The sequence below is a fragment of the Brevibacillus halotolerans genome (genome assembly GCF_026891775.1).
Lineage (GTDB): Bacteria > Bacillota > Bacilli > Brevibacillales > Brevibacillaceae > Brevibacillus_B > Brevibacillus_B halotolerans.
Genome location: NZ_JAPTNK010000010.1, coordinates 1 through 26,808 on the forward strand (window position 1 = coordinate 1; position 26,808 = coordinate 26,808).

Sequence of the window (26,808 nt, forward strand, 5' to 3'; positions counted from 1 at the left end):
CCATAGGGTAACTCACTCTCGTTGCCAAAGAAAAAACACCTCCAGGTTACTTCCATATCTTACGACATGGTTGCATTCTCTTGAAGGTGTTTTGATTTGTCTCACGTTATGGGGTCAGTCCCGTTCTCATATACACACAAAAGAGAGCTTTTCTTTAATTAGCAGGCTATAATCCATACATGTTATTTCATTAGCTTTGCCACTGTTTTTAGCAACTCATCAATTACTTCCTGGTCGCCTTCCTGAATGCGTTCCACTACACAGCTTTTCATATGACCTTCCAACAGAATCTTCCCTACGGAATTGAGCGCTGATTGAACAGCAGCTATCTGATTTAGTACATCATCACAATAGACATCCTTTTCAATCATACCCTTGATGCCGCGAACCTGTCCCTCGATTCGATTCAATCGGGATTGCAAATTCCCCTTTAGCTTTTCGGAATGATGACTGGTTCGCTCCTGACAACATCCTTTTTCCTTTTCATCAGGTACAAGCTGTTGATAATCTCCCTCCATTTCATTCCCCCCTTTTTCTCATATTCTCTATATAGTGTATACGTTATTCTCTCTTATTCTACATCATATCCTTGGTCATCAATCGTTTCTTTAATTGCTTCTACTGTTACTTTCGTAGAATCATAAGCTACATCCACCTCTGCCTCAGACAATCTAACTTTGACTGAAGTAACTCCTTCTAAGTTACCTACAGCTTTTTCAATCGCTTGCACACAATGATTGCACGACATACCTTGTACTTGTAATACGACGTTTTCCATCTTGTTCAAACCCCTTTCGATTTATCATTTACATTATCGTTCTCTTATACTACTATACCCCCCTAATGTATGTAAAGTGTATTGATTCTTGTACAAATGATTATTCATAAAAAACCCTCCTACCTCAATAAACCTCGGTAGAAGGGTTCGTACAACCAATCGATCTTTACAAAACTATGACAGCTCCAGTCAGTTATCATTGCTCACGAGCCTATTTTTCTTGTGGAATCTGCTCAGTTAGCTTACTAACCTCAGAGGCTTCTTCCAGAACTTCAGCTTTAGCATGATTGATCTCTGCGGTAGCGGCTACCTGCCCCTTTTTCATGAAGCCCTCAATCATCTCATTCATATCTAAGCCAGAGACATCCTTTAGCATTTCTGGTAACTGCGTCATTAATTTAGTGACATTCGTACTTAAACGATTTACACCGTCTCCTTGCCCACCACCAGTATCAATAATTGTTACCTTGTCGATTGCTTTCATTGGTTCAGCAACCTTCTCGGCCAACTCAGGCAACATCTTGACCACAATATCTAATACAGCCGCCTGACCAAACCTTTCGTATGCTTCAGCCAGTTTACGCTTCCCTTCGGCTTCGGCTTCCAGTTTGAGCTGAGTTACCTCCGCTTCTGCTGTACCGCGTGCTCTTTCTGCATCAGCATAAGCAAGACCCTCTAAGCGCTTTTGTTCTGATTGTGCCTTCGCTTCTGCCTCGATACTATATTTTTTAGCATCCGCTTCACGCATTTTCTTCGCTTTCTCCGCTTCAGCCGCCTGCTCTACAGCATAGCGATCGGCATCCGCCTTTTTCTTTACTTCCGCATCGTACTGACGCTCTCTACGCAGAATTTCTTTTTCTTCTAGCTCAATCTCTTTCTCACGGCGTACGATGTCTACTTTCATTTCCTCTTGAGTAACCTGTTGTTTCATCTTCGCCTGTTGTAATGAATACGCCTGGTCGGCTGTAGCACGCGCTCTGTCTTGCTCCTGCTTAAACTCTGAAATTTTCAGTTCCTTTTCTTTTTCTGCTTCAGCAATGTTGGTTTCTTTCAATAATTCAGCCTTTTTAGCGTGCTCTTCGGCTTGGGCCTGCTTGATGCGCGACTCTTTATCAGCCTCTGCTTGGGAGATGCTAGCATCCCTTTTCACCGCAGCAATTTGCGGAATACCTAACGCAGCCAAATAACCGTTTTTATCTCGAACGTCTTTGATGGTAAAGCTTACAACAGACAGCCCCATCTTTTTCAAATCTTTAGCAGCTACTGCCTGCACTTCCTGGGCAAAGCGCTCCCGATTCTTATAAATTTCCTCTACTGTCATGCTTCCAAGGATAGCACGTAGATACCCCTCTAGAACCTCCTGAGCTTCAGCACGTAGCGACTCATCTGGTTTCCCCATAAATTGTTCCGCCGCTGTAGCAATGTCTTCTATAGAACCGCCAACTTTAATAATTGCCACACCGTCAGCCATCACAGGCACACCATGCTCTGTGTAAACCTCTGGGGTAGATACATCCAATTTATGTGATAATAAGCTTAAAAAGTTCGCTTGCTGGAAAATTGGTAGAACAAACGTACCTCCACCTCGTACAATCTTAATTTTGTTGCCTGATTCGTCAGTTAGTACGTTCTTGGTACCAAGTGCACTCCCCGTTACAATCATTGCTTCATCAGCACCTACTGTTTTGTATCTAGCCCAAAACGCAATACCCAGGATTACAAAAACAGCGATTACAGCAATAATAGGTCCAAGCACAATGATGTCAAAATCCATTAGCAAACATCCTTCCTTTATGTATTCATCTAGCATTTATTCAAAGGGAATCACTTGTAGAACATGATCCTCTACTTTGACAACTATGACACGAGAACCCTGAGGAATCATAACCTGATCTTGGCTAGAGGCAATTTGGTTACTAGTCCCACTCAGCATTGTAATGATAATTTCTCCATATCCCTTGGCAGGAATGGTGGTAACAACTTCCCCCAATTGCCCTTCCAATTGGGTAAGCGAATAGCCTGTAGAATTTTCAGCGTTTTTCATGGGGCGAATCCAGATAAAATACCCCACTGCAGCAAGTAGTAGACCACTACCAGCCGAAAGTAACACGACACTTGTGATGGAAAGTAATGTGAACCGATGCAGAAGAAAGCCGCAAGCACCAAAGGCTGTAATAGCACTCACAACACAAACAGGTTGTAATACAGGGCTTTCTACACCACCTGTAAGGGCATGACTATGATCAACAAACATCAACACAATAGCAAACAAGAATCCAAGTCCTATACAGCTAATAAAAATAATATCCCATGTCCCCATGTAAACACCTCATCCTAGAATTAAGTCAAGTGCGTAAAAGGGTGCAATCATTTTATCTTGCACTTGTTTATACGTTTCGATTTGCATACGGTTTCAAAATTTCCAGATAATTTCCATGATTTTTTTGTCCTTTCCGTATTCTTTCAATGGGACTGTCTTCATGCTTTGATAATATCAATTTTATTTTATACTTTATCCCCATATAAAAGAAACCTCCGAATCATCTAATTTAGATGACAGAGGCTCGATTCCATTCTAAAGTATTTACATCATTTTCTATGAAGATCGCTTCTAATTCAGACCAACCATTTTGTGTCACAAACTCAGCCTCTGTGCGCCATAAAGGAACTAGCATGTATATGCTCACAAGTTCTTTTCCATCGGTAAAATGGGCAAACCCTTCTGGTTCAAAAACAGGAGGCAGGCAAATGACATGTGTAAAACCATGATGTGTCCCAAATGGTTGACCGCTCGAAAAGAGCTGCTCATTAGTAGAACTGTCTATTTCTACAGCCTGTTGTATAATGTGTTCAATCAGTATAGGCAATTCCTGATGTTTTTCATAAGTGCTAATGATATATTCTGTGCCATTCTTTATTGCGCAGCCACAAGTCGCATACGTAAACCATCCTCGACTGCGGTTACACGGATACAGAAGCACTGCTATCTCCTCTGTTTCCTGTTGAATCGAAACCTGATCAATGGGTTGGTCATGAAAAAATGCTTGATAATGCGACTTGATCCACTTTTGCCAAGTCACATCTGTTTGCTTATTTTTTGGTTCATCATGATAAATATCTGGGGACTCTTGTTTCTGAGAATGCTGTATAGAGCGAGATCCTGCTTCAGTAACCGCCTGCTCGACCACACCCAGCCAGACCTTTAGCATTTCCGGCTGTTTCGTACACTCCTTTTTCTTAGATATGAGATAGAGGAAGAAAAGCAGGAAAAGAAACGCGATCATCAGTAGCATTATTTTAAGCAGAAGCATCTGTCTCCCCCTCTCTTGAAAATTCTCCATATATAAGCCTATGCTACATCATACATACGGTTCCATCAAATACCCGAATTCGTCAAAAAACCCCTTGTCTTCAAGTCTCCTTGAACAACAAAGGGGTTTTAATCGTAGCAGTTATATGTCTTTAAAATAAGATGGGGCGATCGATGGGAATCGAACCCACGAGTGTCGGAGCCACAATCCGATGCGTTAACCACTTCGCCACGACCGCCATGTATGAAAATAAAAGATAAAGTAAAATGGCGGACAGAGTGGGATTTGAACCCACGAGACGGGTCGACCCCGCCTACACGATTTCCAATCGTGCTCCTTCGGCCACTCGGACACCTGTCCATATGTTTCATACAAGAACTAATATAGCAGATTTATTTTAAAAATACAAGGGTTTTTAATCAATTTCTAAAAAAAGTAGTGTAAGCGGTTACTGATGAATCGACTGTAACCGCTTTTTTTCATTTTATTCTGACCTTTCTTTCTGAAAAGCAAGTTTAATTACCTGATATATCAGCAATTGTGGAAAAGCGTACAGCCCGGAAAGAATTAGTGCGACCAGCTCTGCTGTCAATGGCTCAAAGTAAGCATCGCTTCCACCCATAAAATAGTGTGCAAGAGCTATGGTTAGAACCATTGAAATAGCAATGCCCCCCAGCATATATCTGAATTGATTCACACACAAGGGCAATAAGATCATGGACAATAAATACATCCATGCGCTACCTTGTTTGTAATCCATATACATGGTGAGAAATAGTAACGGAGAACAAAGAACGATTGCCAGTAAATTCCATGCGGAAGATTGGATGAATTTCATGTTAACCAACACCTTGCCATTAACACTTTTTCAATATTCTACCATATTCTTCCGGAATTCACTAGCAGATTAACCGTTCAAATATGTTTACATGTCTACTTGACCATTCTCCAAGGCCTGACGCTTCGTATATACGGCTAGCGCTTTCTGAATATATATTCCCTCTGTTTCCGTATATAGCATGGGGAAAGGCGATTTTAACTTGATCAAGCTTCTCCCGTTTTTCCTCCAGCAATTTCTTTTGCATCTGTAATGATTCCTCTAAATCGACTGGCTGGATTGGCTGAAGAGCTTTCATTTCCTCCAATGAAAAGCCTACATATTTTAGTGTCAAAATTTGTTGTAGTATCTGAATTTATAAAGGTGCTTGTATCGGCATTTATTCAAAAAAACAAGACTCTGCTATTATTTGATTTGCGGGTGTTTCGGTTGCGAGCATCTGTTTATAAATAGATACTGTATCATGTAAAACAAATGACGTCTTAGACATTTTTAGCCTTTCCCTTCAATGAACAATTCCTGGTAAGCTTTTCCGTCTTTTCTGCTTTCATTACCAATAAAAAAAGACTTTCCTTAGCAGAAAGTCGTCTTCTTCCTCTCTTGCTTTTTCCCATCTTACAGGGTGACGTAGCGTCATAGGCAAGAGTTTTTAGCTTTATTGTCGATGTAGTGTAGGCAATGAATCAAGTGCCTTTTCTTTTTGGTACAAGCATCACATATAGCCAAAAGAACACAGGAAAAGCAAAAGCTACGATATAAGAAAAAGGAGCTAAAAGGATATTTAACAAGTTTATGTTAGTAAAGTACGGATGATAAAACAGATAGCTCACTATAAAAATCCCTAAAATGATATATAGCTGTGACCGCTCTCTTCTTTTCGTAAGCTCAGAGATACCTTCTGTAACAAAAAATAGATATGGGATAACGGATGATAAAAAAATGAGGATGTAAAAAGAGACGTAGACAATTTCAAAGCGCTCCAAAAATGCGAAATGTATCGGCTTGACCAATGTTAGGGTAGGCCAGATATACTTTGTAATCTCATCAGGACTAAAAACCATATAACATATAATAGTGATTTCCAAATAGATCAGCAAAGTGATTCCATTGGCAATAATAATGCCCTTTGCGGCATGCTCTTTATTCTTTATGTATGGATAAAAAAGATAGGCCAATTCAAAGCCTAGGAAGGGAAACACGGCGATCCGTACACCTTGAATAACAGGCTCCCACCCCTCCTTTAGAATTGGCAGCAGAAACACGAAATGACTTTGATCTAAAGGGAAAAGGAGGACTAGTAATAACCATAAAGTTGAAAAAAACACAACAACCTGAAATCCGCTAAGCACTCGAATGCCACCGCGTATTGCCATGTAAATGGGAACAATAAATAGAACACTAATAAAATAATTAGGTGTATTTGGCAGTATCCATTCATTAATAATGTAGACGCTCGAAACAAAAATAGAGAATGCACTAATAAAGCCATATACAATCCAGATAACCATCATTACATTTCCTATTATAGAGGAGAAATAAAGATGGAGGATTTGTAGCATTGTCTTTCCTGGATGCTTTGACATGACCTTTATAATGCATAGGCTAACTATGGTGGACAGAACATACCCAATCAAAATGGAAATCCAGCCATCCGTTCCAGATGCCTGTGCAAGCTCTGCAGGAAGTGTCAAAATGCTTGTTCCAATTTCAATGCTAGTAATGGTTAAAATAAAATGTAGGAGAGAAATCTCTTTCTTCATGAATGTAGACATTACCTTGTCCCCCCTATTCCTATACGTCTTCTAATTTTTTTGCTAGCAGGGAAGTCGGGAGTATCATCTGTATATAAAAGTAATATCTGCAAAAAAAGGACAGGATATTCCTATCGACTAGACAAGAAATATGCTTATTTCTCCAATCCTTGTTAAGACTATGAATATAATTGGATAAGAGACAATAATCTTATTTTAACCTCCTCAGGCAACGGTTCTTGCAGTAATCGTTTACAAACATCTAGATTGGTACCGTTCTTTTCAAGATATCCATATATTCTATCTGCTTTTTGACTACGGTCTATTAGGTGATAAGCTACAGCCCATACCTCAGGAGCGCAGACCGGGATGCCTCTCCATTCGTAAGCTGGCAGGCAGGGAAGATGACATACACCCGTTTTTGTTTTCACAGAAAAATTCCCCATAAAATCAATCTCTTTTCCATGTAGCTCCACCGATAAGCGATATTGAGTGTTGTATATACCATCACCCGAAATCTCTACTGTCACAGGATATTCCGTTAATGCTTCGCTTAGCTTGTCTACTGATGCATCTGTGGTGATATCTATATCGCGAAAGGTAGTTTCTAATCCTAAGCTGTATAATAGAGTACTGCCACCTAGGGCAAAGGTTATATCTTTTTGATGCAATTGTTTTCCTAGTCTTGCTACCTGGTCTAAAATATCTTCCATCGCTAACAATCCTCTCTTTTTATGCTTGTCCTTTCCATACTTCTTTCGTCTAGTTGTATGGCACTGACCGATTGTAGCCATTGTATGCTCTTCAAAATTTTTAATCAATGTTTACCACGCCTTTGCGTTTAAATGAAAAAAAACATTTTTTTCGAAAAAGTAGTTGTCTTTCATGTGAATAAGCTGTACAGAAAACCTTGTATAACAAATAAAGCCGTGATTCAGCTATTCATTGAAGACAGATAGAAGATATTGAATGACTCTTATCAAGATTTTGTTTATAAGCTAGGAGAAGGAATAACAAATAATTCGGAGGCTTAAATATGTTTAAAAAAAGATTACTTATGTCGTTGATGTCAGTCTCACTAATATTTACTGGGGCTTTAGGTGTGTCAGCTTCTGAAATAGAAAGACAGAAAATCAATAAGCCAGAGGATGTTCCAGTCGAAGCAACTTATCCGAATTCAAGAGTTGAGATTAAACCAGGGGATATTCTTATAACAAACAATACCAGTTCTAAAGGACTTACTGGTCACGCTGCGATTGTTGTAGATACAGAAAACTAGAAATCGCTGCTCCTTACGATCTGGAAGACAGTTCAGACGTGACCACTGTACTTACCCAAGGCAATTTCTAAAAAAGAGTACAAAAAGTTACCTGCCATTTGACAGGTAACTTTTTTATGGTTCCTTATGTTTTGTTTCATCACTTAAATCATCTTTTTTATACTTAGAAGCTCCAATACCTGTTTGTATGACCTCTCCATCAATTATGCTATAGCCATATGTTTTGTCTTTCTCGTCACTAAAAATGACTCTAGCAAAATACGCATCGAACTTCCTTAGATAATCAACCCTAATTTCTGTAATATCACTTCTTTTGTACTTTTTTTCATTTATAAGGTAGGCTTCTATTTGACTTTTCATTTCTTCTTTCTTGTATGAGTAACCGCCAATAAGCCACTCAAAATTATAAATAACTAAAAATGCAATCACTAAGGTTATAACAGACAAAAATATTTTTTTCAAACCCTACCCTCCTTCTTACACTACAACATCATCTGCTTATTATACCATTAAGGATAATTTTATCCAAATATTCTTTCAACTCAAATTACATCTATCAATGTCATATTATGGTCATCACTTATGGCATAGACCAATTTATACACGGCTACAAAAGAGAATATTGTTTTCCATCAACAAGACGGCAGATGGTTACGTATAAACATGGTACGGGAGTATTTCAAAGAAGTATGTAAGCGTGTGCGGGGGCTCCTGTCCTCTCGCCTTAGGCCACACCATGCTGTTCATCTTTTGGAATCGGGCGCAAATATAAAATACGTGTCCGAGAGACTCGGACACGCAAGTGTTAAAGTAACCGCTGATACATATCTTCACGTCACCAAGAAGATCGAGGATGACGCTTTGAGTCTGTACGAGCGGTATGTTCAATTTTAAAAAAGGGGGCAAGCCCCTTTTCAGAAGTCGAAAACCCTTGATACAACAAGGTTAACCAATAGACCCTTCCATTTCGATCATTCTTTCGCGAAACTAAAACCAAGAACGCATAAAATGCACTTTTATACCGTTTGGCGCAACGCCTTTTTAACACGAAAATCATTATTTAAACAAAAAACGGTATCAAGAGTGGTATCACGTCATTTTAAAATGGTAGAGGGTTTTTCATTTCAGCCCTCTATCTTCTCTATCCTTGAACATAGCTCATGCTGCCAGTCCATATCGTTCGTCATACTGGCGATTAAGGATAAGTTTTTGAGTTTTGCAATCTCCCAAGCTCTTTGAGCGTTTGCACTCAGACAATGACTCATTTCTGTCATTTCCGAGTCGGTAAGCTCCCTTGTCTTATTGATGAACCAAAGCTCTGCCATCCGTTGATGGACAATCCACATCTGCACCAGCTCCTTAATCTTGATGGTACAGTGTATGCGTTTATTGGGTAAAAATTGCTTTTACACGATATAAAATTATTCCTCTAAAACCCAAATGTCTTCAACGTGCAACTGTAGTACCCTTGCAATGCGTATAGCATCTTTAAGTATAGGGACTGATTTTCCATTTATTATTCGGTTAATAGCACTCTGACTCATGCCTACACGTTCCTGTAACCACTTTTGTTTGACTCCTCGTTCTTCCAATATCTCTTTTAATCTACTCTGCATTTCATCACCCCATAGCTCACTTCACTTTAGGGCTTGTCGAATCCTTTAGCGAGAAAACAGAGGTTTTGCTGAAAAAGCTCCAATAAACGCCTGTTTTTTCCCAATTATGACACAACTAGAGTTGAGAACAAATAATTTGTAAAATTTTAGCTTGTTTGTTATAATAAGGTTATTGGTTTCAATAAAATTTAGGGGGTTCTCTATGAAAAAGTTACGTCGATCTTTTATTGTCCTTTGTAGCTTAGCTATGTTTTCCTCTGTAACACCTGCTTTTGCATACAATTCAAACCATTCTAATAGTAACGTACAATCCCAAGAACGGTCTGAAAAACAAACAATAACAAAAGAATTCATCGACAAGGTATCACCATATGTTAATCTTGATGAAAAAACTAAACAATTCTCTCTTTCAGAGAAAGCAAAGAAAGGTTTAGATAAAGATACCTATAACAAAGCATTAGAGATAATCAATAAAAGCAATGCCCAAATTAGCGAAATTAAGAACGAACTAGTAGTTTCCTCAAAGGGTACATTAATAGATAAAGAAAATGAATCAAAGATGTCGGCTATTGATCATGATGAATACTGGGATTATGACTTCACTTGGTGGGGACTCCAAATTTATTGGTCCCATGACTTTGTGGAGGATTTAAAAGATAAAATAGGACTAAAAACTTCAGTAACTGTTGGTACCTTCATAGGAACTGTTCAATATCTCATGGAGAAACATGGAAAGAGAGCACCTAGCTGGTTTTCAGCTTTTACTACCGCAGCGGCTGCCCTTACTTTATGGTCATTTTTAGAACAAGATGAAGGTTGTGGAATTTATCTAGATTGCTATCTATATGTTCCAACACGTTGGTATTCCGCTTGCGATTAAGAATAGAAGGTAAATAAAAAAGTGCACTTCATTGCATAATGAAATGCACTTTTTTATCGTAATTATGGTAGTATAGCCGAAAAACGAAAGGAGCCCATAGGAATGAATAAATTTCAAGAATACGTAAAAAAGCGACTTATATGGACAGTTATAACGTCTGTCATTCTAGCCACTGTCCCTTATTGGATTGGTACACAAAACATTTCGTTAACAATCATTTGGGAATGGCTGATTTTGTTTTCTATAGTCACTATCTTCGATATTTTATCTATTTCTTCTCGACAAAACATAAAAAAATAATAATAATAATAATAAGAAGCATCCCTTCGCTACTCCGTTATTCCGCATAGGCCATGTCGAATCCTTTGACGAGTAAGAGGGTTTTGACGAAAAAAAAAGACCTCGCCAATAAGATGATGGCGAGGTCATCTGTATCCCTGCCTCACAGGTTCACTACTTAGGCTTCTACACTAACCACATCTTCTACAGGTATCCACCAAAAATCCTCATCATTCTTTAGCTTGATCTGTTTAAATTGGGAATCAAACCTATCTACCCATCCCCAGGCGGATTCAATTACTCCTCTACCCCCTTTTGTCTCTTTCCACCAGCTAATCGTAAGGGCATAGTCATACTGACGTGAGTCAGATATCCTGTAGCAAAACTCGGACAGCTCATCCTCTTCAATGATCGGCTTCTCGATCAGTTTCTTGTCCTCGTGATATTGACGTAACATTTCTGCATGTTCTGGCAAGATGAATTTCGTTACAAGTGGATCAAGAATTTTGCTAGCCATCAAAACATCTCCTAAATACGAATACACGTTCTCATTTTATTAAATGATGAGGAGAATTTGCAACGAACAATTTTTGACTATCTAAATTAAAAAAGAAAATATTTTTTAAAAAATATACAAAATGCACCATAATTAATTACATATTTTTCAATTTATGTTTTGTTTTATGAAATTTAATCTCGTATAATGCAAATGTGTCGGCCGACATAGAACTAATTTATGGAGGAAAAAATGTTCTTATCTAAACTTAAAAATCTAATATTAACATTTTTTGCTTTTGTTATTGTTTTATCAGGACAGAGTTTTGCCTTTGCTGAGGAACAGTATTCTGATAATTCAATCCCTTTAATGACTAGTAATACAGAACCAGAAGGAATTGCTAGCGCTAGTAGTATTTATCGCGATGCTAAAGATAAGGTTCAACCTTATCAAGTATTTGATCATGCTAATGATTCTCTGGGATGGATTGGTGATTATAATCTAAATTACGGTTGGATAGCTTATGAGTTTCCTGCAAAAACAGTTGTGAATAAATACACTTTATTAGTTGACCCATTTGAGCGTAATTCATTTTCAAATCCTAAAGATTGGACTTTTGAAGGGTGGGATGGCGTTAATTGAATAATTTTGGATAAACAAAGTGAAATTCTGGATTGGGATCCTGAAATAAAAAAAGAATTTTCTTTTAATAATAATATTCCTTATAAAAAATATAGACTTAATATAACAGCAACTCGTGTTCCAAAGCCAAATTATTTAGCGCTAGGTGAAATGGAAATGATGCAAAGGATTTCCTCTACACCTGATCCAGAGACTAAACCAGAAACTAAACCAGAGACTAAGCCAGAGTCAACAGGAGATAGAGCTTTAATAATGATCCATATGGTTAGTGGAGAAGTCAAAGAATATGACATGTCCTCTAAAGAAGTTGTAGATTTTATTGAATGGTACGAAGGTAGAGCAAAAGGAAACGGTAGAGAAGCATACATCGTTAATAAGAAAGACAACATCGGACCTTTCAATTCTAGAAAAGACTTCATTAGTTATAGTCATATTGAAAGCTTTGAAGTTCGAACTTGATTAATGTTGCTCGAAATGGCACGAACTGATTAACAATAAAACCGGTCAAACCTTTGATATAAAGCCATTTCTTCAAATGTTTTAAAATGGATTATAATTTCAAGTTGGCACGGACTTGGCACAGTTTTGGCATACGAATTTGGCATGTGCTGAAGCCGCATAAAATAATATTAATCAAGAGCGTATTTATTACGCTCTTTCAGACTGTGGACAAACTCTTCTTATGCTACTGATATAAGGAGAGTTTGTTTTATTTTTTGTTGGTAAAAAGTCAGTGATTGAAGAAGCTTGCGCTTCTCTTTTTCAGGATTCCAGAGCCAAGTAGCGAGCTTTTTTAAATTCATAGAAGCAAAAACAAGCATCACCTGCATAGTCACTTTTTTAATCCCTCGTAAAGTGGTCCATCTCAAGCCATGCTTTTCCTTTAAATCTGCAAATACTCGTTCAATCGTTTCTTTTCTTCTTGAATAGATTTCTTTATTTTTTGGCGTATGTCTAAGATGATCAGCTTCTTCTATGTATTCCGTCCATATATGACGACTGATTTTTTTCACTGAATCCTTGCTATTTGTACATTGGTTCCGAAAGGAACAATCTTTGCAGATTGATGGATTCGATCTGTACATTCGATACCCCTCACGGGTTGTTGTCTCATAAGATAATATTTCATTTGCAGGACAAATATAGCAATCATAATATTCATCATAAGTATATTCATATCTCTTAAAGAATCCATCCTTTGTACGTGGTCGCGTATACGGCATTACAGGACGTATACCAGACGTAATGAGGGTTTTAGCAATATAAGGAGTTTTATAGCCTGCATCTACTGCTACTGCATATGGTTTTCCTACTTGATGAATAGCTTGACTTAAAACATCTTGGAACATTTGGCTGTCGTGAACATTAGCAGCTGTTACTTTTGCACTTAAGATGAATCCGTTCTTATCGCTTGCGGCATGGAAAGAATATGCAAATAATCTTTCTTTTTCATCCTTAATAAACCAACCACTATCAGGGTCAGTAGTGCTCAACTTCACTTTCTTTTTTATATACTCAGACTCTTTTGGCAAGGGCTTCTTTCCGTGATCGATCCTATCCTGATTTAATTCGTCTGTTAAGTAAGATAGATATTTTTTAGGCTCTTGTTCAACTATAGTCTTTATGTATTTCTTCTTATTAGCATTAGCCTTTACATGAGTAGAATCAATAAACATAACAGAAGGATCAACAAATCGATGCTTAAGAGCTTGTCCAAGAATATGTGCGAAAATGGTTTCAAAGAGGTCTGTATCTTGAAAACGACGAGCATAATTTTTACCGAAGGTAGAGAAATGAGGAATTGGTTGAGTGAAGTCATAACCGATAAACCACCGATAAGCTACATTCGTTTCCAGTTCTTTGATTGTCTGACGCATAGATTTTATTCCAAATAAATATTGAATAAATACGATCTTGATTAATACAACAGGGTCGACACTCGGTCTCCCATTATCTTGCGAGTATTTGTCTTTTACAAGGTCGTATATAAAAGTAAAATCAATTGCTTTCTCAATTTTACGAACTAAATGATTAGAAGGGACAAGCTCATCTAATGAAACAACAGACAGTTGGTAACGGACTTCTGCATCTTGTCTTTTTAACAAGAAACTCACTCCTTTCCACTATATTCATACATTCAACAAAAAAGCGTGCAGACCTTCATACCTTTCGGTATTTTGTCTACACGCTGCAAGAGCGTATTTATTACGCTCTTTTATATATATATATATATATATATATAATATGAAGAAAAAGGAAATAAAGAAATTTATTAAAAGCCAAAAAGAGCCAAGGTTTAAATCCTTAGCTCTTTTCTAACACTATTATTTACCTAAGAGACTGATAAATTTACTCAGTTCCTCTTTGGCTTCATCGGTTGTCCCGTTCAACTCGTTCAAAAGCTCAAACAATTTGTCATATGAATTCGTAATATCTGCTTTTACTTCTGTCAACTCTTGAGCCACTTGTGAAAGTGGAATAACTTCTTCTTCTTCAAACGTGTCGACATAACGTGGAATGTTCAAATTGTAATCATTTTCTTTGATTTCATCCAAAGATGCCACATGAGCATATTTCTCAACGTCTTCACGGTTACGGTAAGTTTCGATAATTTTGTTGATGTTCTCAGCAGAGAGTTTGTTTTGGTTCTTGCCCTTTTCAAACTCATTTGAAGCATCGATAAATAAAATATCTTTATTCTTGCGAGCTTCACGACCTTTAAACACCAGCACACATGTTGGGATGCTTGCGCCATAGAACAAGTTAGCTGGCAATCCAATAACAGTATCTAACAGATTGTTGTCGATGATATTTTTACGGATTCTAGCTTCAGACGCACCACGGAAGAGCACCCCATGCGGCAATACGATAGCCATTGTTCCAGTTTTATCTAAATGATAAAGTCCATGCAGAACAAAGGCGTAATCTGCCTTAGAAGCTGGCGCTACACCATAACCCTTGAAACGTGGATCTTTTTCCCGATCAACGTCTTTCGTATCCCATTTCTGAGAATACGGAGGGTTAGCTACGACCGCGTCGAACTTCAATGGAATTTGTGTGCCGTCTTTTTCAGCAAATGGCCAGTCCGCATCAAGTGTGTCTGCGCGTTTCAACTCCATATTGCGATAATTTACCCCATGCATCATCAGGTTCATGCGAGCCAAGTTATAAGTCGTCGTATTTAACTCTTGACCGTAAAACTCAACGCTTCCCTCTTCATCACCATTTGGCAATTCATTTTGAACTGTTAAAAGAAGTGAACCTGATCCCATTGTAGGGTCATAAACACGGAATTGATCGCCAGTACCAGCTGCATCAATCGTGACAATTTTCGCCAAAACTTGACTAACTTCATGAGGTGTATAGAATTCTCCACCTTTCTTACCAGCATTTGCAGCAAATTGCCCAATCAAATACTCGTAAACGTCACCCAAAATGTCATGTCCCGAATCGTCTTTAAAAGTAAACTCGTTAATCATCAACACGATATCATTCAAAGCCCTTGCACGTTCGTTTGTACTTGAGCCAAGACGTGTGTCCCCAAGATTAACATCTGAGAATACGTTAGCAAAGTCAGCTTCTGCGATCGCGTTACGTTTGGCATTTGTATTGAATGAGTCAAACATGTCTTGGAAGTCACTAGCTTTGATTTTGTGATATTCAATTTTTGATACGATTTTGTCCCAGGTGTAGGCTGGGTCAATCGCATATCCGATACCTTTACTGATTTCTTCAAGGTAATCTTCTTTTTCAGTGTCGTCTGTCACTTCGTAGAACTCTTCCAGATCATTGACTTTCAAGTATTCATCTTGATTTTCTGATAAGTAGCGATAGAACATAAATGGCAAAATATAGTTCTTGTACTCACTTGCATCCATTGTCCCACGCAGTTTGTTAGCCATTTCCCATAGCTTTGATGTAATATCTGTTGCATTACTCATTTGTGTAATCTCCTTTTCTTATACAAACATTTGTTGAAGCAGTGATTTCTTTAATTTTTCAAGTGAGTTTAACTCACGATGACAAAGATCGATAGTATTGTCTAGTTGTTCGAAGAATTTACCAATTTTTAATTGCTCATCCTTAGAAATAGGTAATAAAACATTTAAAGATAAAAGATTTTCTGGTTTAACAGATTGACGTTTTGTAACAGTTCCTTCTTCATATTGTAAAGCCCGTTGTTTAAAGTTTTCACTTTTAACTATTAATTCAATGAAGGATGGAATTTCATCTGTTTCAAATGTAATGTAAATTGGAGATATTACTCCTTGACCATGTTTATTTCTATCAATTGCACCATACTTTAAGTTTGAAGGATTATATACAATATCATCGTACTTTGTTAATAAGTAAGTTTTTTTAGATGCATCTTTTGTTAAAAAATCTCTATTATTGGTTTTCCTCTCGCTTCTGTCAATAACTCCTTGTCCAGATGCAAAAGCTAAGAGAGGTGCCTCTTTAGATATTTTTTGCTTCACATTTCTTTCTTTTAGGATTGTATCCAGCTTACGTTCTTCCCAAGCATCAGTAAATCCTGCAAAGCGAATTTCAGGAACATTGGCTCCATCCTTCGGAAACATTTTTTGAAGTAGACTCTTTTTCGTATCCTTCAGCAGTTCCAACTTACGCTGTTGAAGGATGATCGTTTCGCCAAGTTGTTTGAAAAATGAACCTATCTTTTGTTGTTCGCTGTTGGTTTTTGGTAAAAAAAGTTCAGTATCAAAAAAATCAGCTGCAGTAATATTTAATAAACCATGGTTGCGTGCGCCTTCAGCAGCTCTCATTGCAACTTCTTTATGCCAATTATTCGTATCGTAATAACAAACTAAAAAATCAGAATCAACCTTCATAGGTTTAAATGTAATATAAAGTGTTGATAAAACACCATTATCATATAAATCCAAACGTTTTACTGCACCCCATGGGTAATCTTTAGAATAGCTTTTATTGTATGCAAACTCACCTTTCATCAATAAATAATATCCACTAACATCTTTACTTGCTACGACTTTTTTGAAAAATGTTTCTTGGTCTACTAACCCATATTGAGCCGAAATAGTTAATGGCAATGTTGATTCTAAATCTTTATTCTTTCTGGTAACTCTTTCAGTAATGTCCCCCAACCTACGCAGTTCCCAAGCATCTGTAAATCCTGTGAATCTAATTTGAGGTGACTTTGTTATTTTATCGCTCATTTCCGATCTCCTTTTTTTAGTCTGCTTAATTTTATCACCTGACTATTCTCCCTTTTTAATTTCGTCAGCCATTTCGTAAAATGCCTTACGGAATTCAATGCGATATCGTACCCATGTTAATGCTGCAATCTTTTCAACTGCAATTTCTTTATAATCAGCCCTTGCGTCATTCATGATTGCGGTTAACTCACCTTGTTTATCCATATCCTCTTGACCTAATCGGTGTTTTTTTATCAACTTTTCAAGTTCCTTAGGTTTTATGCTGTTATCAAGTCCCCAAGTACGGATGAAGTTCGTTACAAGTTGGATATTTGTATCCTTTTGTGCTTTATCCATTGCTTGGTTCATTTTTTCAACACTTCGAGGTGCTGGATAACTATCAAATTCAAATCCTTTAGAGAAAATCTTAGATACAAAGTTGCGCATCTTAGATTTTTCTTTTTCATTGTCAGACTTGGCAATTTCAAGATGGATTTCATCACGTGTGCTTTCCGCTTTCGACATATCGTTAGCGTGAACTTCGTCAGCCATCCGGGCAATCAAATCAATCAAATAATCATAGTTGATGGTAACATCGTGAATATGAACCATAGAGAGATTGACTTGCGAAATATCAATGTCTTCTCGCTTCGCACGTCGTTCTTTCAACTCACCGGCGATTACAGTTGTTAAAATGACTTCCTGCTCTTCAGTAATACCTAGACGTTCATAGAACTCTTCAGGATTATCATAGGCGGAAATAGGATTTTTGTCATCGTCTTCGGTATATTGTTTCAACTGACTCAACAAGCGATTATACTCTTTCAGATTCTCAAAGACTTCATCCTGTGCTTTTTCACTTGGTGGTAATTGTATAAAATCGTCTGTGAGCGTTGAAAGCTTCTTGATGACTTCTTGGATCTCAGCTTGAACCTTGCTAAATGGTTTGGAAGTGATACCAGACTCTTCGTTGCCTTTCTTCAATTCTTCAAGTGAAAGCTGTTCGTCGGCAGATGCACGATTTGAATAGATAGCAAAAGCCTTATTCATTTCATACTCGTTTTGCTCCGGCCAACGATAGTTCACGACATTTCCCCAAGGCTTATCGACAAGGTTATGCATTCGATTTGTACGTGAGTATGCCTGAATCAAGTTCCCCCCCTTAAGTGTTCGGTCAATATAGAGCGTATTCATCTCAGGAGCATCAAAACCGGTCAAAAGTTGATCCACAACGATTACCAAATCTAAATAGTTACCATCATCAGCTGTCTTGTTAAGCCGCCGTGCTAAGTCTTCTGTGTAGGATTTAACTGTCGTCATATCAAAAGCTGTGCCAAATATTGCGTTATAGGCTTTGATGGCTCTGTGCAAGTTTTCGTTCGTTTTCAGTTGATGAATACTATTGGATGTATCTGCCGAGAAACTCACCGCAACTTTTAGTCGTTTATCTGCTGTACGATTCGCATTCTCTTCCGCAAACTTATCGAAGTATTCCATCGCTCTTGGTGTACTTGCTTTATTACCACCAACGTGGACTGTAAACAAGGCATTATACTTATGATCATTTGAACGTTTCTTCCAGTTATCGAATATGTCCTTTACTACTAAGTTCACATGTTCTGGGCTATAGTCGTAAACACTACCACGAACATTATCATCGATATCATCTTCGGTGGGATCTTCGGGAGCCTCGATCGTTTCCTTGAATTCAACGTTAAACCCTAAGACGTTTTTATCCGCAATAGCTTCTTTAATGGTATATGCATGTAGTAGTTCACCAAAGATTTCTCGCGTTTCAGGGAATTTTGGTGTACCGGTATAACCAACCCAAGCAGAATTAGGAATAGCTTTTCGGATTGTTTCGAGCATACCTTCATTTTCAGTACCGTCACCAGTTGAACGGTGGGCTTCATCAACTATAAAAAGAATATTTTCATTAAGTGGCTTGAAGCTGTCCCGCGCTACATAACGCGACATCTTTTGGATACTTGTCACAATAATGTTCTTATCGCTTTTCTTCGTTAGTTTGCGATGAAGGTCTGAGATATTGGCTGTGTCACCCACCACACCAGTTTTCCCTTCAAAACCCGCAACAGGATCATAGGCTTTATAGGCATCAGCTGTTTGGTTGGTAAGCGCGATTCGGTCAATCAAGAAGACAACTTTATCTACATTAGATAGACGGCTTGTAAGCCACGCTGTCTTAAAACTTGTGATTGTTTTACCTGAGCCTGTCGTGTGCCAAATGTATCCCAATTTACCATCATCATATTTGAAGTCAAACTTTCTAACTTTATCAAGCACACGCTTTGTGGCATAGACTTGATAAGGACGCATAACCTTGATACTTTCTTTGTTTTTAGTACCATCAAGTACCATGTAGCGTGTTGCCAAATCATGAGCCATTGGAATGGACAACACTTTATCCGCAAACGTCTTCCATGAACGAATAGGGCGAGCATCATCTTCGTTTTGCCAGTTGAAAGCAAAAGCTCGGTTAAAGCTTTTGAGTGGGGTATTTGCCATGTAACGAATATCAAACTGCGTCATCGCGATTAAAATCTGTAAGGTTGAAAAGATACCGCTGTATTGTTTTTCAGCAATATACTGTTCCATCTGGTTTAAGGATTCTGTAGTGCTGTGAAGTGCTTTCTTTAATTCGATTTGAATAATTGGCAAACCATTAATAAGCAACGTCACGTCAAACCTGCGATTCGGCTTACCATCCATTACTTTTGGCCGTTTAATTTGATTTACTACTTGATAAACAGTGTTTCCACCGCCAACTTGGGCTTGGTCGAATACTGTCAAAAACACATGCTTACCATTGTCAAGGTCAACTTCAATTTCGGAAACACCGTTCACACCATACAAAAATTGCCCAGCCTGGTAAGGTGATTCAATACTAGTGATGATTTTCTTCACCTGGTTAAATTCAGTGACAGACAATGGTTCATCTAAACGAGCACGATTGTTTTGTTCTAGGATTATTTTAAAGTTATCCCAGAGTTGTTCGGTTGTTTTGATGTCCTTTTTGTACTCCCATTGTTTTACTCCACCGATTTTGGTCAAATAATCGATAACTTCATTTTCAAATGCTAATTCCGATTGACTTTTCATTTGATTATTTCCCCTTTAAGGTTTCTTCTATTATTGAGCCCGTAAACTGCTCAATCAAGTCTCCGTATTTGTTTAACTTATTTTGTAGCTTCAGTGTTTCTATGTATATAGCGCCTATTTTCTTCTGTTCCTCGATCGGAGCAACAGGAACGATAATTTCCCCAAGAGCACGAAGCGGAATTCTTAGAACAGGGCCGCTCCCCTGTAGCTCCCTTTCTTTTTGTCGCTTCACATCTTTGTAAGCATTAAACAAGAAAAGAAAATACCTCTTATCAAGTTGTTCGCTATCAAACTCTATTTTTGTGAAGTTGAGGGACAGCACTTTACCAACATTATTTTTACCGACCATTGTTGCAAGCTGTAATGAGTTACTGATAACAACATCATCTTCATTTAATGATAGGTTATTTTGAGATGAAGATTTTGACTCATCCTCAACCACTACGTCCTCATGATTAAAATCAGCTTCAAAAGACAACTGGTCATAATAATTTATTACTTGAGTACCAAACTGTTTTTGCGCCCTTGTTGGATTTATACCTGGGACGAATGTTACGAACTCTTTTAATCCTCTTTTCTCCAAATAAATCACCTCCAAACTACAGATAGTATTTTTTGAAATATTTCTATATTACATATTAAATCACATCGAATTTGTTTCGTCAAACGATAATATGAAATATTTTTATATTTCATATTATCAGTTTAAAAAAAGCCTACAGAAACTATTATGGAATCCCTGTTTTTATTTCACTCTTCCGCCAAATTGTTAAACCATCAACACAAAAATGCATCCCCTATTCAAGTCATTTCTATTTCCACAAACGACTTCAAACCGCTAAAACCAACAACGCTCATGCCTAATCCCAAATCCCACAAAACAAACAAAACCCTTGAAATCACACCATAGGCAATTTCAAGGGTTCAACAATCTTATATTTTCATCAGCAGTGCGACCGTCTCCTCATGACTAGTGTGCTGATTGTTGAAACTAAATTATTGATGATTGATGTAGCTTTGTTCACCTAAAACAAGCCGTTTTCGTTCTTTTACTCGATTATATTATATGGAGAAAAATGAATAATAAGGTCGTTTAATATCATGCCCTAGACTGTTTTGTGTTAATAAATCAGAGATAAAATGAAACATCATAATATATGTTTTGTGGTCAAAAATAAAAAAGATACCCAATGTTTATCTTAAATCGTTCCGTTTTGAGGTGCATATTCTATAAATGACAATGAAAATGGCGTGTGAACTGACAACAGTTTTGACACGCCACTTTTTATTCTTTATGGAGTTTTTGTCACCGCAAATCAGAGAATGTATAAATCCCGACATCTCTCCATAAATCCAAAAAAATACATGTAAGCATCACGCAGAAAAATTCTTCTCCCGCCACCGGTACCCAGAATGAAGCCCCATCATTTTTGACAGGGGGGCTAGGCGAGTTCTTTTTGTAATAAATTTTTTAATGTGTTTTCAATATCGGTTATACTATTGATTCTTCCGAATTTGAATTCAAATTGTTGAATCAGGTCTGGTTCCAAACTAATCGTAACAGCCCGATAGTTTTCTTTCCTCCGTTGTTCCATCCATCGTTCATCTTGTTCCTTCTGCGCTTTAAACGTCTTCTTCACCTTTGTCCATATCAAACTTCGGACAAAAGTCTCCAGCGATAGTCTTACCTTATCCGCTGCTGCATCCAATCGTTCTTTTACATCCTTATCAAACTCGAGTGTCAACCAGTCCTTTGTGTCTTCTTCTGTTTGTGGTTAGATTAACTCATCCACCTCATCAATGCCTTCAAGTGCTGTTCGAACAAAGCGCATATATCCCTGATTCTTCATATGGCACGCAGAGATAACCGCTTTATATTCCTGTTCCGTTATACGCACCTTAACTTTCCCATCATAGGGCTTCTCTGCCTGTTCCTCTTTCTGAAACCACTGAAAACCTCTTTTTTTCTGTTCTTTACTCGGCAATTGCTCTTTGTTTTAATGGTTTTATGTCCCAATCGATTTGATACAAATTCAAGTCTTGCTCCCGATTCAACCAGCAGGACTGCATGAGTATGCCTAAAGCGGACACTTATCTTGATATTACCGAAAAAATAGAAGAAGACGAACTTCAAAAGTTCGCCTCCTATACTAAAAGATGAGTTCAACTTGGCACGAATTTGGCACGCCACCAAGTTGGCACGATATAAAATCCCCTCAAATCCGCAATATATAAAGGTTTTTTTGGATATTATCCAATAGACCCTTCCATCTCGAACTTAATCAGACGGTTCATTTCAACGGCATATTCCATTGGCAATTCTTTTGTGAATGGCTCAATAAAGCCCATTACGATCATTTCTGTAGCTTCCGCTTCACTTAAACCGCGGCTCATCAAATAGAACAATTGATCTTCAGATACTTTAGATACAGTCGCTTCATGCTCAAGTGTTACGTAGTCATTCATGATCTCATTGTATGGAATCGTATCAGAAGTGGACAATTTATCCAAAATCAATGTATCACACTTGATGTTAGATTTAGCACCCTCTGCTTTACGACCAAATTGAGCTAGACCACGATATGTTACTTTACCACCATCGCGAGAAATAGACTTAGATACGATCGTGGAAGTACAATCAGGCGCTAGATGGATCATCTTCGCACCAGCATCCTGATGCTGACCTTTACCCGCTACTGCGATAGAAAGAACTGTACCTTTAGCACGTGGTCCTTTCATGATAACGGCAGGATATTTCATCGTTAGCTTGGAACCGATGTTTCCATCAATCCATTCCATGTTTGCATCAGCATACGCTACAGCACGTTTGGTTACTAGGTTATATACGTTATTAGACCAGTTCTGGATCGTTGTATAACGGCAACGAGCGCGTTCTTTAATAATGATTTCAACTACAGCAGAATGCAAGGAATCTGTGCTGTAGATTGGCGCCGTACAGCCTTCTACGTAATGAACAAAGCTATCCTCGTCCGCAATGATTAGTGTACGCTCGAATTGACCCATGTTCTCTGAATTAATGCGGAAGTATGCTTGAAGTGGAGTTTCTACTTTTACACCTTTTGGCACGTAAATGAAGGAACCACCAGACCATACAGCAGAGTTAAGCGCCGCGAATTTATTATCTGCTGGCGGAATAACTGTCGCAAAATACTCCTTCACGATATCAGGGTATAAACGTACAGCAGAGTCCATGTCCGTAAATAAAACACCTAGAGACTCTAAATCTTCTTGCATGTTATGGTAAACAACCTCAGACTCATATTGTGCAGATACACCAGCTAAGAACTTTTGCTCAGCTTCTGGGATACCTAGCTTGTCAAAGGTAGCCTTGATTTCTTCTGGTACCTCATCCCAGCTACGACCAGCTTTTTCAGATGGTTTTACATAGTAAGTGATGTTGTCGAAATCCAATTCATCAAGGTCGCCGCCCCACTTAGGCATTGGCATTTTATAGAAAATGTCTAGCGCTTTTAAACGGAATTCTAACATCCATTCTGGTTCTTCTTTGATTTTCGAAATCTCTTCTACGATTTCACGAGTTAAACCTTTTTTCGTACGGAAAATCGAAACGTCTTTATCGTGGAATCCATATTGATACTCTTGGATTTCAGGGGCTTTCTTCGCCATATCGTTCACTCCTTTTGCCTCACAATTCAATTGGAGGGTATATTACTTCACGTCCGTCTGGTTAATACCTTGCTCCAATGCCTTCCAGGCGAGCGTTGCACATTTAATGCGCGCTGGAAACTTGCAGACACCTTGCAGAGCTTCAATATCGCCTAAATCAATATTGTCATCCGGCTCTTTTCCCTGCATCATATCAGAGAAGATTTGAATCAACCGCAACGCTTCCTCTTCGGTTTTTCCTTTTACAGCTTCCGTCATCATAGAAGCAGAGGACATAGAAATGGAGCATCCTTCCCCGAGAAATTTTGCGTCTATAACTACACCGTTCTCTACTTGCAACGATAACGAAATACTGTCTCCACAGGTTGGATTATTTAGATTGATCACCAATCCACTTTCATCCTCTAGCTTTCCTTTATTCCGTGGTTTTTGATAATGATCCATTATGACACGTCTATAGAGATCATCAAGAGAAGACATTTCCAAAATACTCCTTCGCTTTTTTCAACCCAGCGATTAAGGCATCCACATCCTCTTCTGTGTTATACAGATAGAAGCTGGCACGAGCAGTAGCGGTAGCTTTCAACCATCTCATCAACGGCTGTGCACAATGATGGCCCGCACGTACAGCAATACCTTCTGCATCTAAAACCGTTGCCAAATCATGCGGATGAACGTCCGCCAGGTTAAAAGTAATTAGACTGCTTCTATGTTCGATAGGACCGTAAATCGTAAGTCCATCCAATTCTTTCATGCGTTCCATTGCATAGCTAATCAGTTTCTTTTCATGTGCTTCAATTTCATCCATGCCCAGATCATTTAGGAAATCAATCGCCGCCCCAAGTCCGATGGCCCCAGCGATAATCGGCGTTCCCCCTTCAAATTTCCAAGGGAGCTCCTTCCATGTAGAATCCTGTTCATATACAAAATCGATCATTTCGCCACCAAATTCAACTGGCTCCATTTTTTCCAAGAGTGCGCGTTTTCCATACAAGACGCCGATTCCTGTAGGCCCGCACATCTTATGACTGGAAAAGACATAGAAATCACAGTCCAGATCCTGTACATCGACTTTTTTATGTGGAGCGCTTTGGGCACCATCCACAACCAAAATAGCGCCATTTTCATGTGCAATTTTAGCAATTTCCTTGATGGGAGTTGTATCACCTAGAACGTTAGAGATGTGATGGATTGCGACCACTTTGGTTTGTGGTGTGATTGTTGCTTTCACTGCCTCAAGGGTAATCGTTCCATCTTCAGCTAACGGGATGAACTTGAAAGTTGCTCCAGTTGCCTTAGCTGCTTGTTGCCAAGGAATAAAATTGCTATGATGCTCAACTAGCGTGGTTACAATCTCGTCCCCTTCAGTAAGGAACGTGCGAGCATACCCGATTGCAATGGTATTTAATGCGGTAGTCGTCCCGCGCGTGAAGATTACCTCAGCCGTTTCTTTGGCATTGATGAACGCACGTACCTTTTCACGTGCTCCTTCATAAGCGTCCGTCGCGTACGTACCAAGCGTGTGGACGCCGCGATGAACGTTAGAGTTATAGCTGCGATAATATTTATCTACCGCTTCAAGAACTTGAATCGGCTTTTGAGAAGTAGCGGCGCTATCCAAATACACCAATGGATGCCCATTTACTTCTTGATGTAAGATAGGAAACAATTTACGGACTTCATGTGCGTTCATCGTCCTAACTTCCTTTCCAATGCTTGGCGTAGCTTGCTTTTCACTCCTTCAATCGGAATCTCGGCAACCACTGGGTCCAAGAATCCAATAATGACAAGACGCTCAGCCTCTTTTCGTTCAATACCGCGAGACATTAGATAGTACAAGCTTTCTTCGCTCACGCGACCAACAGAAGCAGCGTGACCAGCTTTTACATCGTCTTCATCAATTAAAAGGATTGGGTTTGCATCACCACGAGCTTTTTCAGATAGCATCAAAATGTTTTCTGCTTGCACACCGTTTGCTTTTTCTGCGCCTTTTTCAATCTTGGTAATTCCGTTTAGGATGGCAACCGCTTCATCTGTCATTACTGCTTTACTCAACATATTGGATTCAGTATGCGTTCCGATATGCTGCACTTGCGACGTCAGATTTTGACGTTGTTTAGCTGTTCCTACAGTGATGGATTTGGTATCAGCGTTTCCGCCTTTACCTTCTAAAATGGAGGTATTGTTCGCTACTGTGTTACCATCGTTCATCTCGCCCAAAATCCATTCCATATTAGCATCCTGGCCGATCAAGGCACGTCGGTATACATAATCGTGAACCTCAGTAGAGAAGGAACGAACAGACGCTACTTGTACGTGTGCGTTAGCGCCTAGGTGTACTTCTACAACGCTATTTGCTACCATATTGGTTCCCTCTGCAGATACAAAAGAATCTACATAAGTTACACGGGCATTAGCTTCTGCTACGATAACAACATGGGGTGCTAGTAGGGATTCTTCGCCTGCTACTTCATAAATAGCTTGCAATGGCATTTTCACTTCTACGTTTTTTGGAACGTACAGGAATACCCCGCCATTTGCCACTGCTGCATGCAAAGCAGCTACACGGTGCTCGTCTTCTTTGACAATTGAATAGATATATTGTTTCACAAGTTCACCATGTTCACGAAGCGCTGTAGCAAGGTCAGTAAAAATAACGCCTTGGCTTTTCAACTCTTCATCCACCTTATGGTAGACTACAGACGCATTTTTCTGTACGAGCAGGCTGGTTATGTCTTTATCATCCAGTTGTTCTTTTACGACTTCATCCAATTGTTCGATGTTGTCTACACGCGCTTCTAGTTGGAACGGGTGAAATTGATCGAAGTTCCATTTATCAATCTTGGTTTTCTCCAACACAGGGAGAGATAGCGTCTGTGCTTGTTCGAATGCAGCTAGACGCTTTTCTAAAAACCAGGTTGGTTCTTGATTCGCTTGGGAAAATTGCTTAATCGCTTCTTTACCAAAGCGAAGTTGTGTTTCTGTACTCATGATAG

At 38.7% G+C, this 26,808-nt stretch carries 28 protein-coding genes, 2 tRNA genes and 1 pseudogene; 5 read left to right on the forward strand and 26 right to left on the reverse strand.

The annotated features are described in order from the left end of the window. Positions 1-182: 182 nt before the first annotated feature. The 11 genes from O0550_RS13545 to O0550_RS13595 all read right to left on the reverse strand — a co-directional run bounded on the left by O0550_RS13545 (position 183) and on the right by O0550_RS13595 (position 7,499). A complete protein-coding gene (locus tag O0550_RS13545) occupies positions 183-518 on the reverse strand; it encodes a metal-sensitive transcriptional regulator (RefSeq protein WP_003340917.1) in 336 nt (111 codons plus the stop codon). Between the two features lie 53 nt (positions 519-571). Beyond that, positions 572-778: a copper chaperone CopZ gene (copZ, locus tag O0550_RS13550; protein WP_003334601.1), complete on the reverse strand. Its 207-nt coding sequence runs from the start codon at positions 776-778 to the stop codon at positions 572-574. A 211-nt stretch (positions 779-989) separates the two neighbouring features. Next, on the reverse strand, positions 990-2,552 hold the full coding sequence (gene floT / locus O0550_RS13555) for a flotillin lipid rafts scaffold protein FloT (RefSeq protein ID WP_003340919.1): 1,563 nt from the start codon (positions 2,550-2,552) through the stop codon (positions 990-992). Positions 2,553-2,588: 36 nt separating this feature from the next. Next, entirely contained in the window at positions 2,589-3,098 is a 510-nt protein-coding gene (locus tag O0550_RS13560; protein WP_022585592.1) for an NfeD family membrane protein, read from the reverse strand. A gap of 229 nt (positions 3,099-3,327) precedes the next feature. Continuing rightward, on the reverse strand, positions 3,328-4,089 hold the full coding sequence (locus tag O0550_RS13565; RefSeq protein ID WP_258426618.1) for a suppressor of fused domain protein: 762 nt from the start codon (positions 4,087-4,089) through the stop codon (positions 3,328-3,330). A 162-nt stretch (positions 4,090-4,251) separates the two neighbouring features. Beyond that, positions 4,252-4,327: transfer RNA gene (locus O0550_RS13570), tRNA-His, on the reverse strand. 29 nt (positions 4,328-4,356) lie between these two features. After that, positions 4,357-4,449 (reverse strand) — tRNA-Ser (locus O0550_RS13575). A gap of 124 nt (positions 4,450-4,573) precedes the next feature. Continuing rightward, the gene (locus tag O0550_RS13580; RefSeq protein WP_003340921.1) at positions 4,574-4,927 is read right to left on the reverse strand and encodes a hypothetical protein; all 354 of its coding nucleotides are present in this window, start codon (positions 4,925-4,927) and stop codon (positions 4,574-4,576) included. A gap of 61 nt (positions 4,928-4,988) precedes the next feature. Beyond that, complete coding sequence (locus O0550_RS13585) at positions 4,989-5,282, reverse strand: MerR family DNA-binding protein (protein WP_309304388.1); 294 nt, start codon at positions 5,280-5,282, stop codon at positions 4,989-4,991. A gap of 328 nt (positions 5,283-5,610) precedes the next feature. Further along, positions 5,611-6,699 (reverse strand): GerAB/ArcD/ProY family transporter, encoded by a 1,089-nt coding sequence (locus O0550_RS13590; RefSeq protein ID WP_258426620.1) that lies wholly within the window; start codon positions 6,697-6,699, stop codon positions 5,611-5,613. Positions 6,700-6,857: 158 nt separating this feature from the next. Beyond that, on the reverse strand, positions 6,858-7,499 hold the full coding sequence (locus tag O0550_RS13595; RefSeq protein ID WP_258426621.1) for a hypothetical protein: 642 nt from the start codon (positions 7,497-7,499) through the stop codon (positions 6,858-6,860). 215 nt (positions 7,500-7,714) lie between these two features. Between O0550_RS13595 and O0550_RS13600 the strand changes: the two genes are divergently transcribed. After that, on the forward strand, positions 7,715-7,957 hold the full coding sequence (locus tag O0550_RS13600) for a cupin domain-containing protein (RefSeq protein ID WP_258426622.1): 243 nt from the start codon (positions 7,715-7,717) through the stop codon (positions 7,955-7,957). 114 nt (positions 7,958-8,071) lie between these two features. Here the strand turns inward: O0550_RS13600 and O0550_RS13605 are convergent, their stop codons facing one another. Beyond that, positions 8,072-8,419 (reverse strand): DUF3139 domain-containing protein, encoded by a 348-nt coding sequence (locus O0550_RS13605; protein ID WP_258426623.1) that lies wholly within the window; start codon positions 8,417-8,419, stop codon positions 8,072-8,074. Positions 8,420-8,557: 138 nt separating this feature from the next. On the opposite strand from O0550_RS13605, the pseudogene O0550_RS13610 reads away from it, so the two are divergent. Continuing rightward, a pseudogene (locus tag O0550_RS13610) lies at positions 8,558-8,851 on the forward strand (tyrosine-type recombinase/integrase); the annotation flags it as partial. A gap of 230 nt (positions 8,852-9,081) precedes the next feature. On the opposite strand, the gene O0550_RS13615 reads toward O0550_RS13610, so the two are convergent. Together O0550_RS13615 and O0550_RS13620 are read right to left on the reverse strand one after the other, a co-directional pair. Then, a complete protein-coding gene (locus tag O0550_RS13615) occupies positions 9,082-9,303 on the reverse strand; it encodes a DUF7667 family protein (RefSeq protein ID WP_003343611.1) in 222 nt (73 codons plus the stop codon). A gap of 75 nt (positions 9,304-9,378) precedes the next feature. After that, on the reverse strand, positions 9,379-9,573 hold the full coding sequence (locus O0550_RS13620; RefSeq protein ID WP_104030946.1) for a helix-turn-helix transcriptional regulator: 195 nt from the start codon (positions 9,571-9,573) through the stop codon (positions 9,379-9,381). 202 nt (positions 9,574-9,775) lie between these two features. On the opposite strand from O0550_RS13620, the gene O0550_RS13625 reads away from it, so the two are divergent. Further along, complete coding sequence (locus O0550_RS13625; protein WP_258426624.1) at positions 9,776-10,453, forward strand: hypothetical protein; 678 nt, start codon at positions 9,776-9,778, stop codon at positions 10,451-10,453. A gap of 457 nt (positions 10,454-10,910) precedes the next feature. On the opposite strand, the gene O0550_RS13630 is transcribed toward O0550_RS13625, so the two are convergent. After that, entirely contained in the window at positions 10,911-11,249 is a 339-nt protein-coding gene (locus O0550_RS13630; RefSeq protein ID WP_258426625.1) for a YolD-like family protein, read from the reverse strand. Between the two features lie 231 nt (positions 11,250-11,480). Between O0550_RS13630 and O0550_RS13635 the strand changes: the two genes are divergently transcribed. After that, positions 11,481-11,870 carry a hypothetical protein gene (locus O0550_RS13635; protein ID WP_258426626.1) on the forward strand — a complete coding sequence of 130 codons (390 nt, stop codon included), beginning with the start codon at positions 11,481-11,483 and terminating at the stop codon, positions 11,868-11,870. Between the two features lie 6 nt (positions 11,871-11,876). After that, the gene (locus O0550_RS13640) at positions 11,877-12,329 is read left to right on the forward strand and encodes a hypothetical protein (RefSeq protein WP_258426627.1); all 453 of its coding nucleotides are present in this window, start codon (positions 11,877-11,879) and stop codon (positions 12,327-12,329) included. A 221-nt stretch (positions 12,330-12,550) separates the two neighbouring features. Here the strand turns inward: O0550_RS13640 and O0550_RS13645 are convergent, their stop codons facing one another. The 11 genes from O0550_RS13645 to sufD all read right to left on the reverse strand — a co-directional run bounded on the left by O0550_RS13645 (position 12,551) and on the right by sufD (position 26,803). Further along, entirely contained in the window at positions 12,551-13,975 is a 1,425-nt protein-coding gene (locus O0550_RS13645) for an IS1182 family transposase (RefSeq protein ID WP_258426628.1), read from the reverse strand. Positions 13,976-14,194: 219 nt separating this feature from the next. Then, the gene (locus O0550_RS13650) at positions 14,195-15,811 is read right to left on the reverse strand and encodes a type I restriction-modification system subunit M (RefSeq protein WP_258426629.1); all 1,617 of its coding nucleotides are present in this window, start codon (positions 15,809-15,811) and stop codon (positions 14,195-14,197) included. Positions 15,812-15,829: 18 nt separating this feature from the next. Next, on the reverse strand, positions 15,830-17,065 hold the full coding sequence (locus O0550_RS13655) for a restriction endonuclease subunit S domain-containing protein (protein ID WP_258426630.1): 1,236 nt from the start codon (positions 17,063-17,065) through the stop codon (positions 15,830-15,832). A gap of 42 nt (positions 17,066-17,107) precedes the next feature. After that, entirely contained in the window at positions 17,108-20,164 is a 3,057-nt protein-coding gene (locus O0550_RS13660) for a type I restriction endonuclease subunit R (protein ID WP_258426631.1), read from the reverse strand. Between the two features lie 4 nt (positions 20,165-20,168). After that, positions 20,169-20,747 (reverse strand): restriction endonuclease subunit S, encoded by a 579-nt coding sequence (locus O0550_RS13665; protein WP_258426632.1) that lies wholly within the window; start codon positions 20,745-20,747, stop codon positions 20,169-20,171. Between the two features lie 859 nt (positions 20,748-21,606). After that, positions 21,607-21,909 carry a hypothetical protein gene (locus O0550_RS13670; protein WP_258426633.1) on the reverse strand — a complete coding sequence of 101 codons (303 nt, stop codon included), beginning with the start codon at positions 21,907-21,909 and terminating at the stop codon, positions 21,607-21,609. 30 nt (positions 21,910-21,939) lie between these two features. Beyond that, the gene (locus O0550_RS13675) at positions 21,940-22,062 is read right to left on the reverse strand and encodes a hypothetical protein (protein WP_258426634.1); all 123 of its coding nucleotides are present in this window, start codon (positions 22,060-22,062) and stop codon (positions 21,940-21,942) included. Between the two features lie 352 nt (positions 22,063-22,414). Beyond that, positions 22,415-23,812 carry a Fe-S cluster assembly protein SufB gene (gene sufB, locus O0550_RS13680; RefSeq protein ID WP_003334570.1) on the reverse strand — a complete coding sequence of 466 codons (1,398 nt, stop codon included), beginning with the start codon at positions 23,810-23,812 and terminating at the stop codon, positions 22,415-22,417. A gap of 42 nt (positions 23,813-23,854) precedes the next feature. Further along, positions 23,855-24,292: a Fe-S cluster assembly sulfur transfer protein SufU gene (gene sufU, locus O0550_RS13685; protein ID WP_035318447.1), complete on the reverse strand. Its 438-nt coding sequence runs from the start codon at positions 24,290-24,292 to the stop codon at positions 23,855-23,857. Beyond that, a complete protein-coding gene (locus O0550_RS13690; RefSeq protein ID WP_022585580.1) occupies positions 24,279-25,505 on the reverse strand; it encodes a cysteine desulfurase in 1,227 nt (408 codons plus the stop codon). The genes sufU and O0550_RS13690 overlap by 14 nt, the downstream gene beginning before the upstream one ends. Beyond that, the gene (gene sufD, locus O0550_RS13695; RefSeq protein ID WP_003334567.1) at positions 25,502-26,803 is read right to left on the reverse strand and encodes a Fe-S cluster assembly protein SufD; all 1,302 of its coding nucleotides are present in this window, start codon (positions 26,801-26,803) and stop codon (positions 25,502-25,504) included. The genes O0550_RS13690 and sufD overlap by 4 nt, the downstream gene beginning before the upstream one ends. Positions 26,804-26,808 lie beyond the last annotated feature (5 nt).

Coding starts and splice junctions, on each gene's coding strand:
- sufB (WP_003334570.1), bottom strand. CDS start 23,812: ATGGCGAAGAAAGCCCCTGAAATCCAAGAGTATCAATATGGATTCCAC.
- O0550_RS13590 (WP_258426620.1), bottom strand. CDS start 6,699: ATGTCTACATTCATGAAGAAAGAGATTTCTCTCCTACATTTTATTTTA.
- O0550_RS13655 (WP_258426630.1), bottom strand. CDS start 17,065: ATGAGCGATAAAATAACAAAGTCACCTCAAATTAGATTCACAGGATTT.
- O0550_RS13635 (WP_258426626.1), top strand. CDS start 11,481: ATGTTCTTATCTAAACTTAAAAATCTAATATTAACATTTTTTGCTTTT.
- O0550_RS13545 (WP_003340917.1), bottom strand. CDS start 518: ATGGAGGGAGATTATCAACAGCTTGTACCTGATGAAAAGGAAAAAGGA.
- O0550_RS13600 (WP_258426622.1), top strand. CDS start 7,715: ATGTTTAAAAAAAGATTACTTATGTCGTTGATGTCAGTCTCACTAATA.
- O0550_RS13615 (WP_003343611.1), bottom strand. CDS start 9,303: ATGTGGATTGTCCATCAACGGATGGCAGAGCTTTGGTTCATCAATAAG.
- O0550_RS13625 (WP_258426624.1), top strand. CDS start 9,776: ATGAAAAAGTTACGTCGATCTTTTATTGTCCTTTGTAGCTTAGCTATG.
- O0550_RS13630 (WP_258426625.1), bottom strand. CDS start 11,249: ATGGCTAGCAAAATTCTTGATCCACTTGTAACGAAATTCATCTTGCCA.
- floT (WP_003340919.1), bottom strand. CDS start 2,552: ATGGATTTTGACATCATTGTGCTTGGACCTATTATTGCTGTAATCGCT.
- O0550_RS13565 (WP_258426618.1), bottom strand. CDS start 4,089: ATGCTTCTGCTTAAAATAATGCTACTGATGATCGCGTTTCTTTTCCTG.
- O0550_RS13660 (WP_258426631.1), bottom strand. CDS start 20,164: ATGAAAAGTCAATCGGAATTAGCATTTGAAAATGAAGTTATCGATTAT.
- O0550_RS13560 (WP_022585592.1), bottom strand. CDS start 3,098: ATGGGGACATGGGATATTATTTTTATTAGCTGTATAGGACTTGGATTC.
- sufU (WP_035318447.1), bottom strand. CDS start 24,292: ATGTCTTCTCTTGATGATCTCTATAGACGTGTCATAATGGATCATTAT.
- O0550_RS13620 (WP_104030946.1), bottom strand. CDS start 9,573: ATGCAGAGTAGATTAAAAGAGATATTGGAAGAACGAGGAGTCAAACAA.
- O0550_RS13690 (WP_022585580.1), bottom strand. CDS start 25,505: ATGAACGCACATGAAGTCCGTAAATTGTTTCCTATCTTACATCAAGAA.
- copZ (WP_003334601.1), bottom strand. CDS start 778: ATGGAAAACGTCGTATTACAAGTACAAGGTATGTCGTGCAATCATTGT.
- O0550_RS13650 (WP_258426629.1), bottom strand. CDS start 15,811: ATGAGTAATGCAACAGATATTACATCAAAGCTATGGGAAATGGCTAAC.
- sufD (WP_003334567.1), bottom strand. CDS start 26,803: ATGAGTACAGAAACACAACTTCGCTTTGGTAAAGAAGCGATTAAGCAA.
- O0550_RS13580 (WP_003340921.1), bottom strand. CDS start 4,927: ATGAAATTCATCCAATCTTCCGCATGGAATTTACTGGCAATCGTTCTT.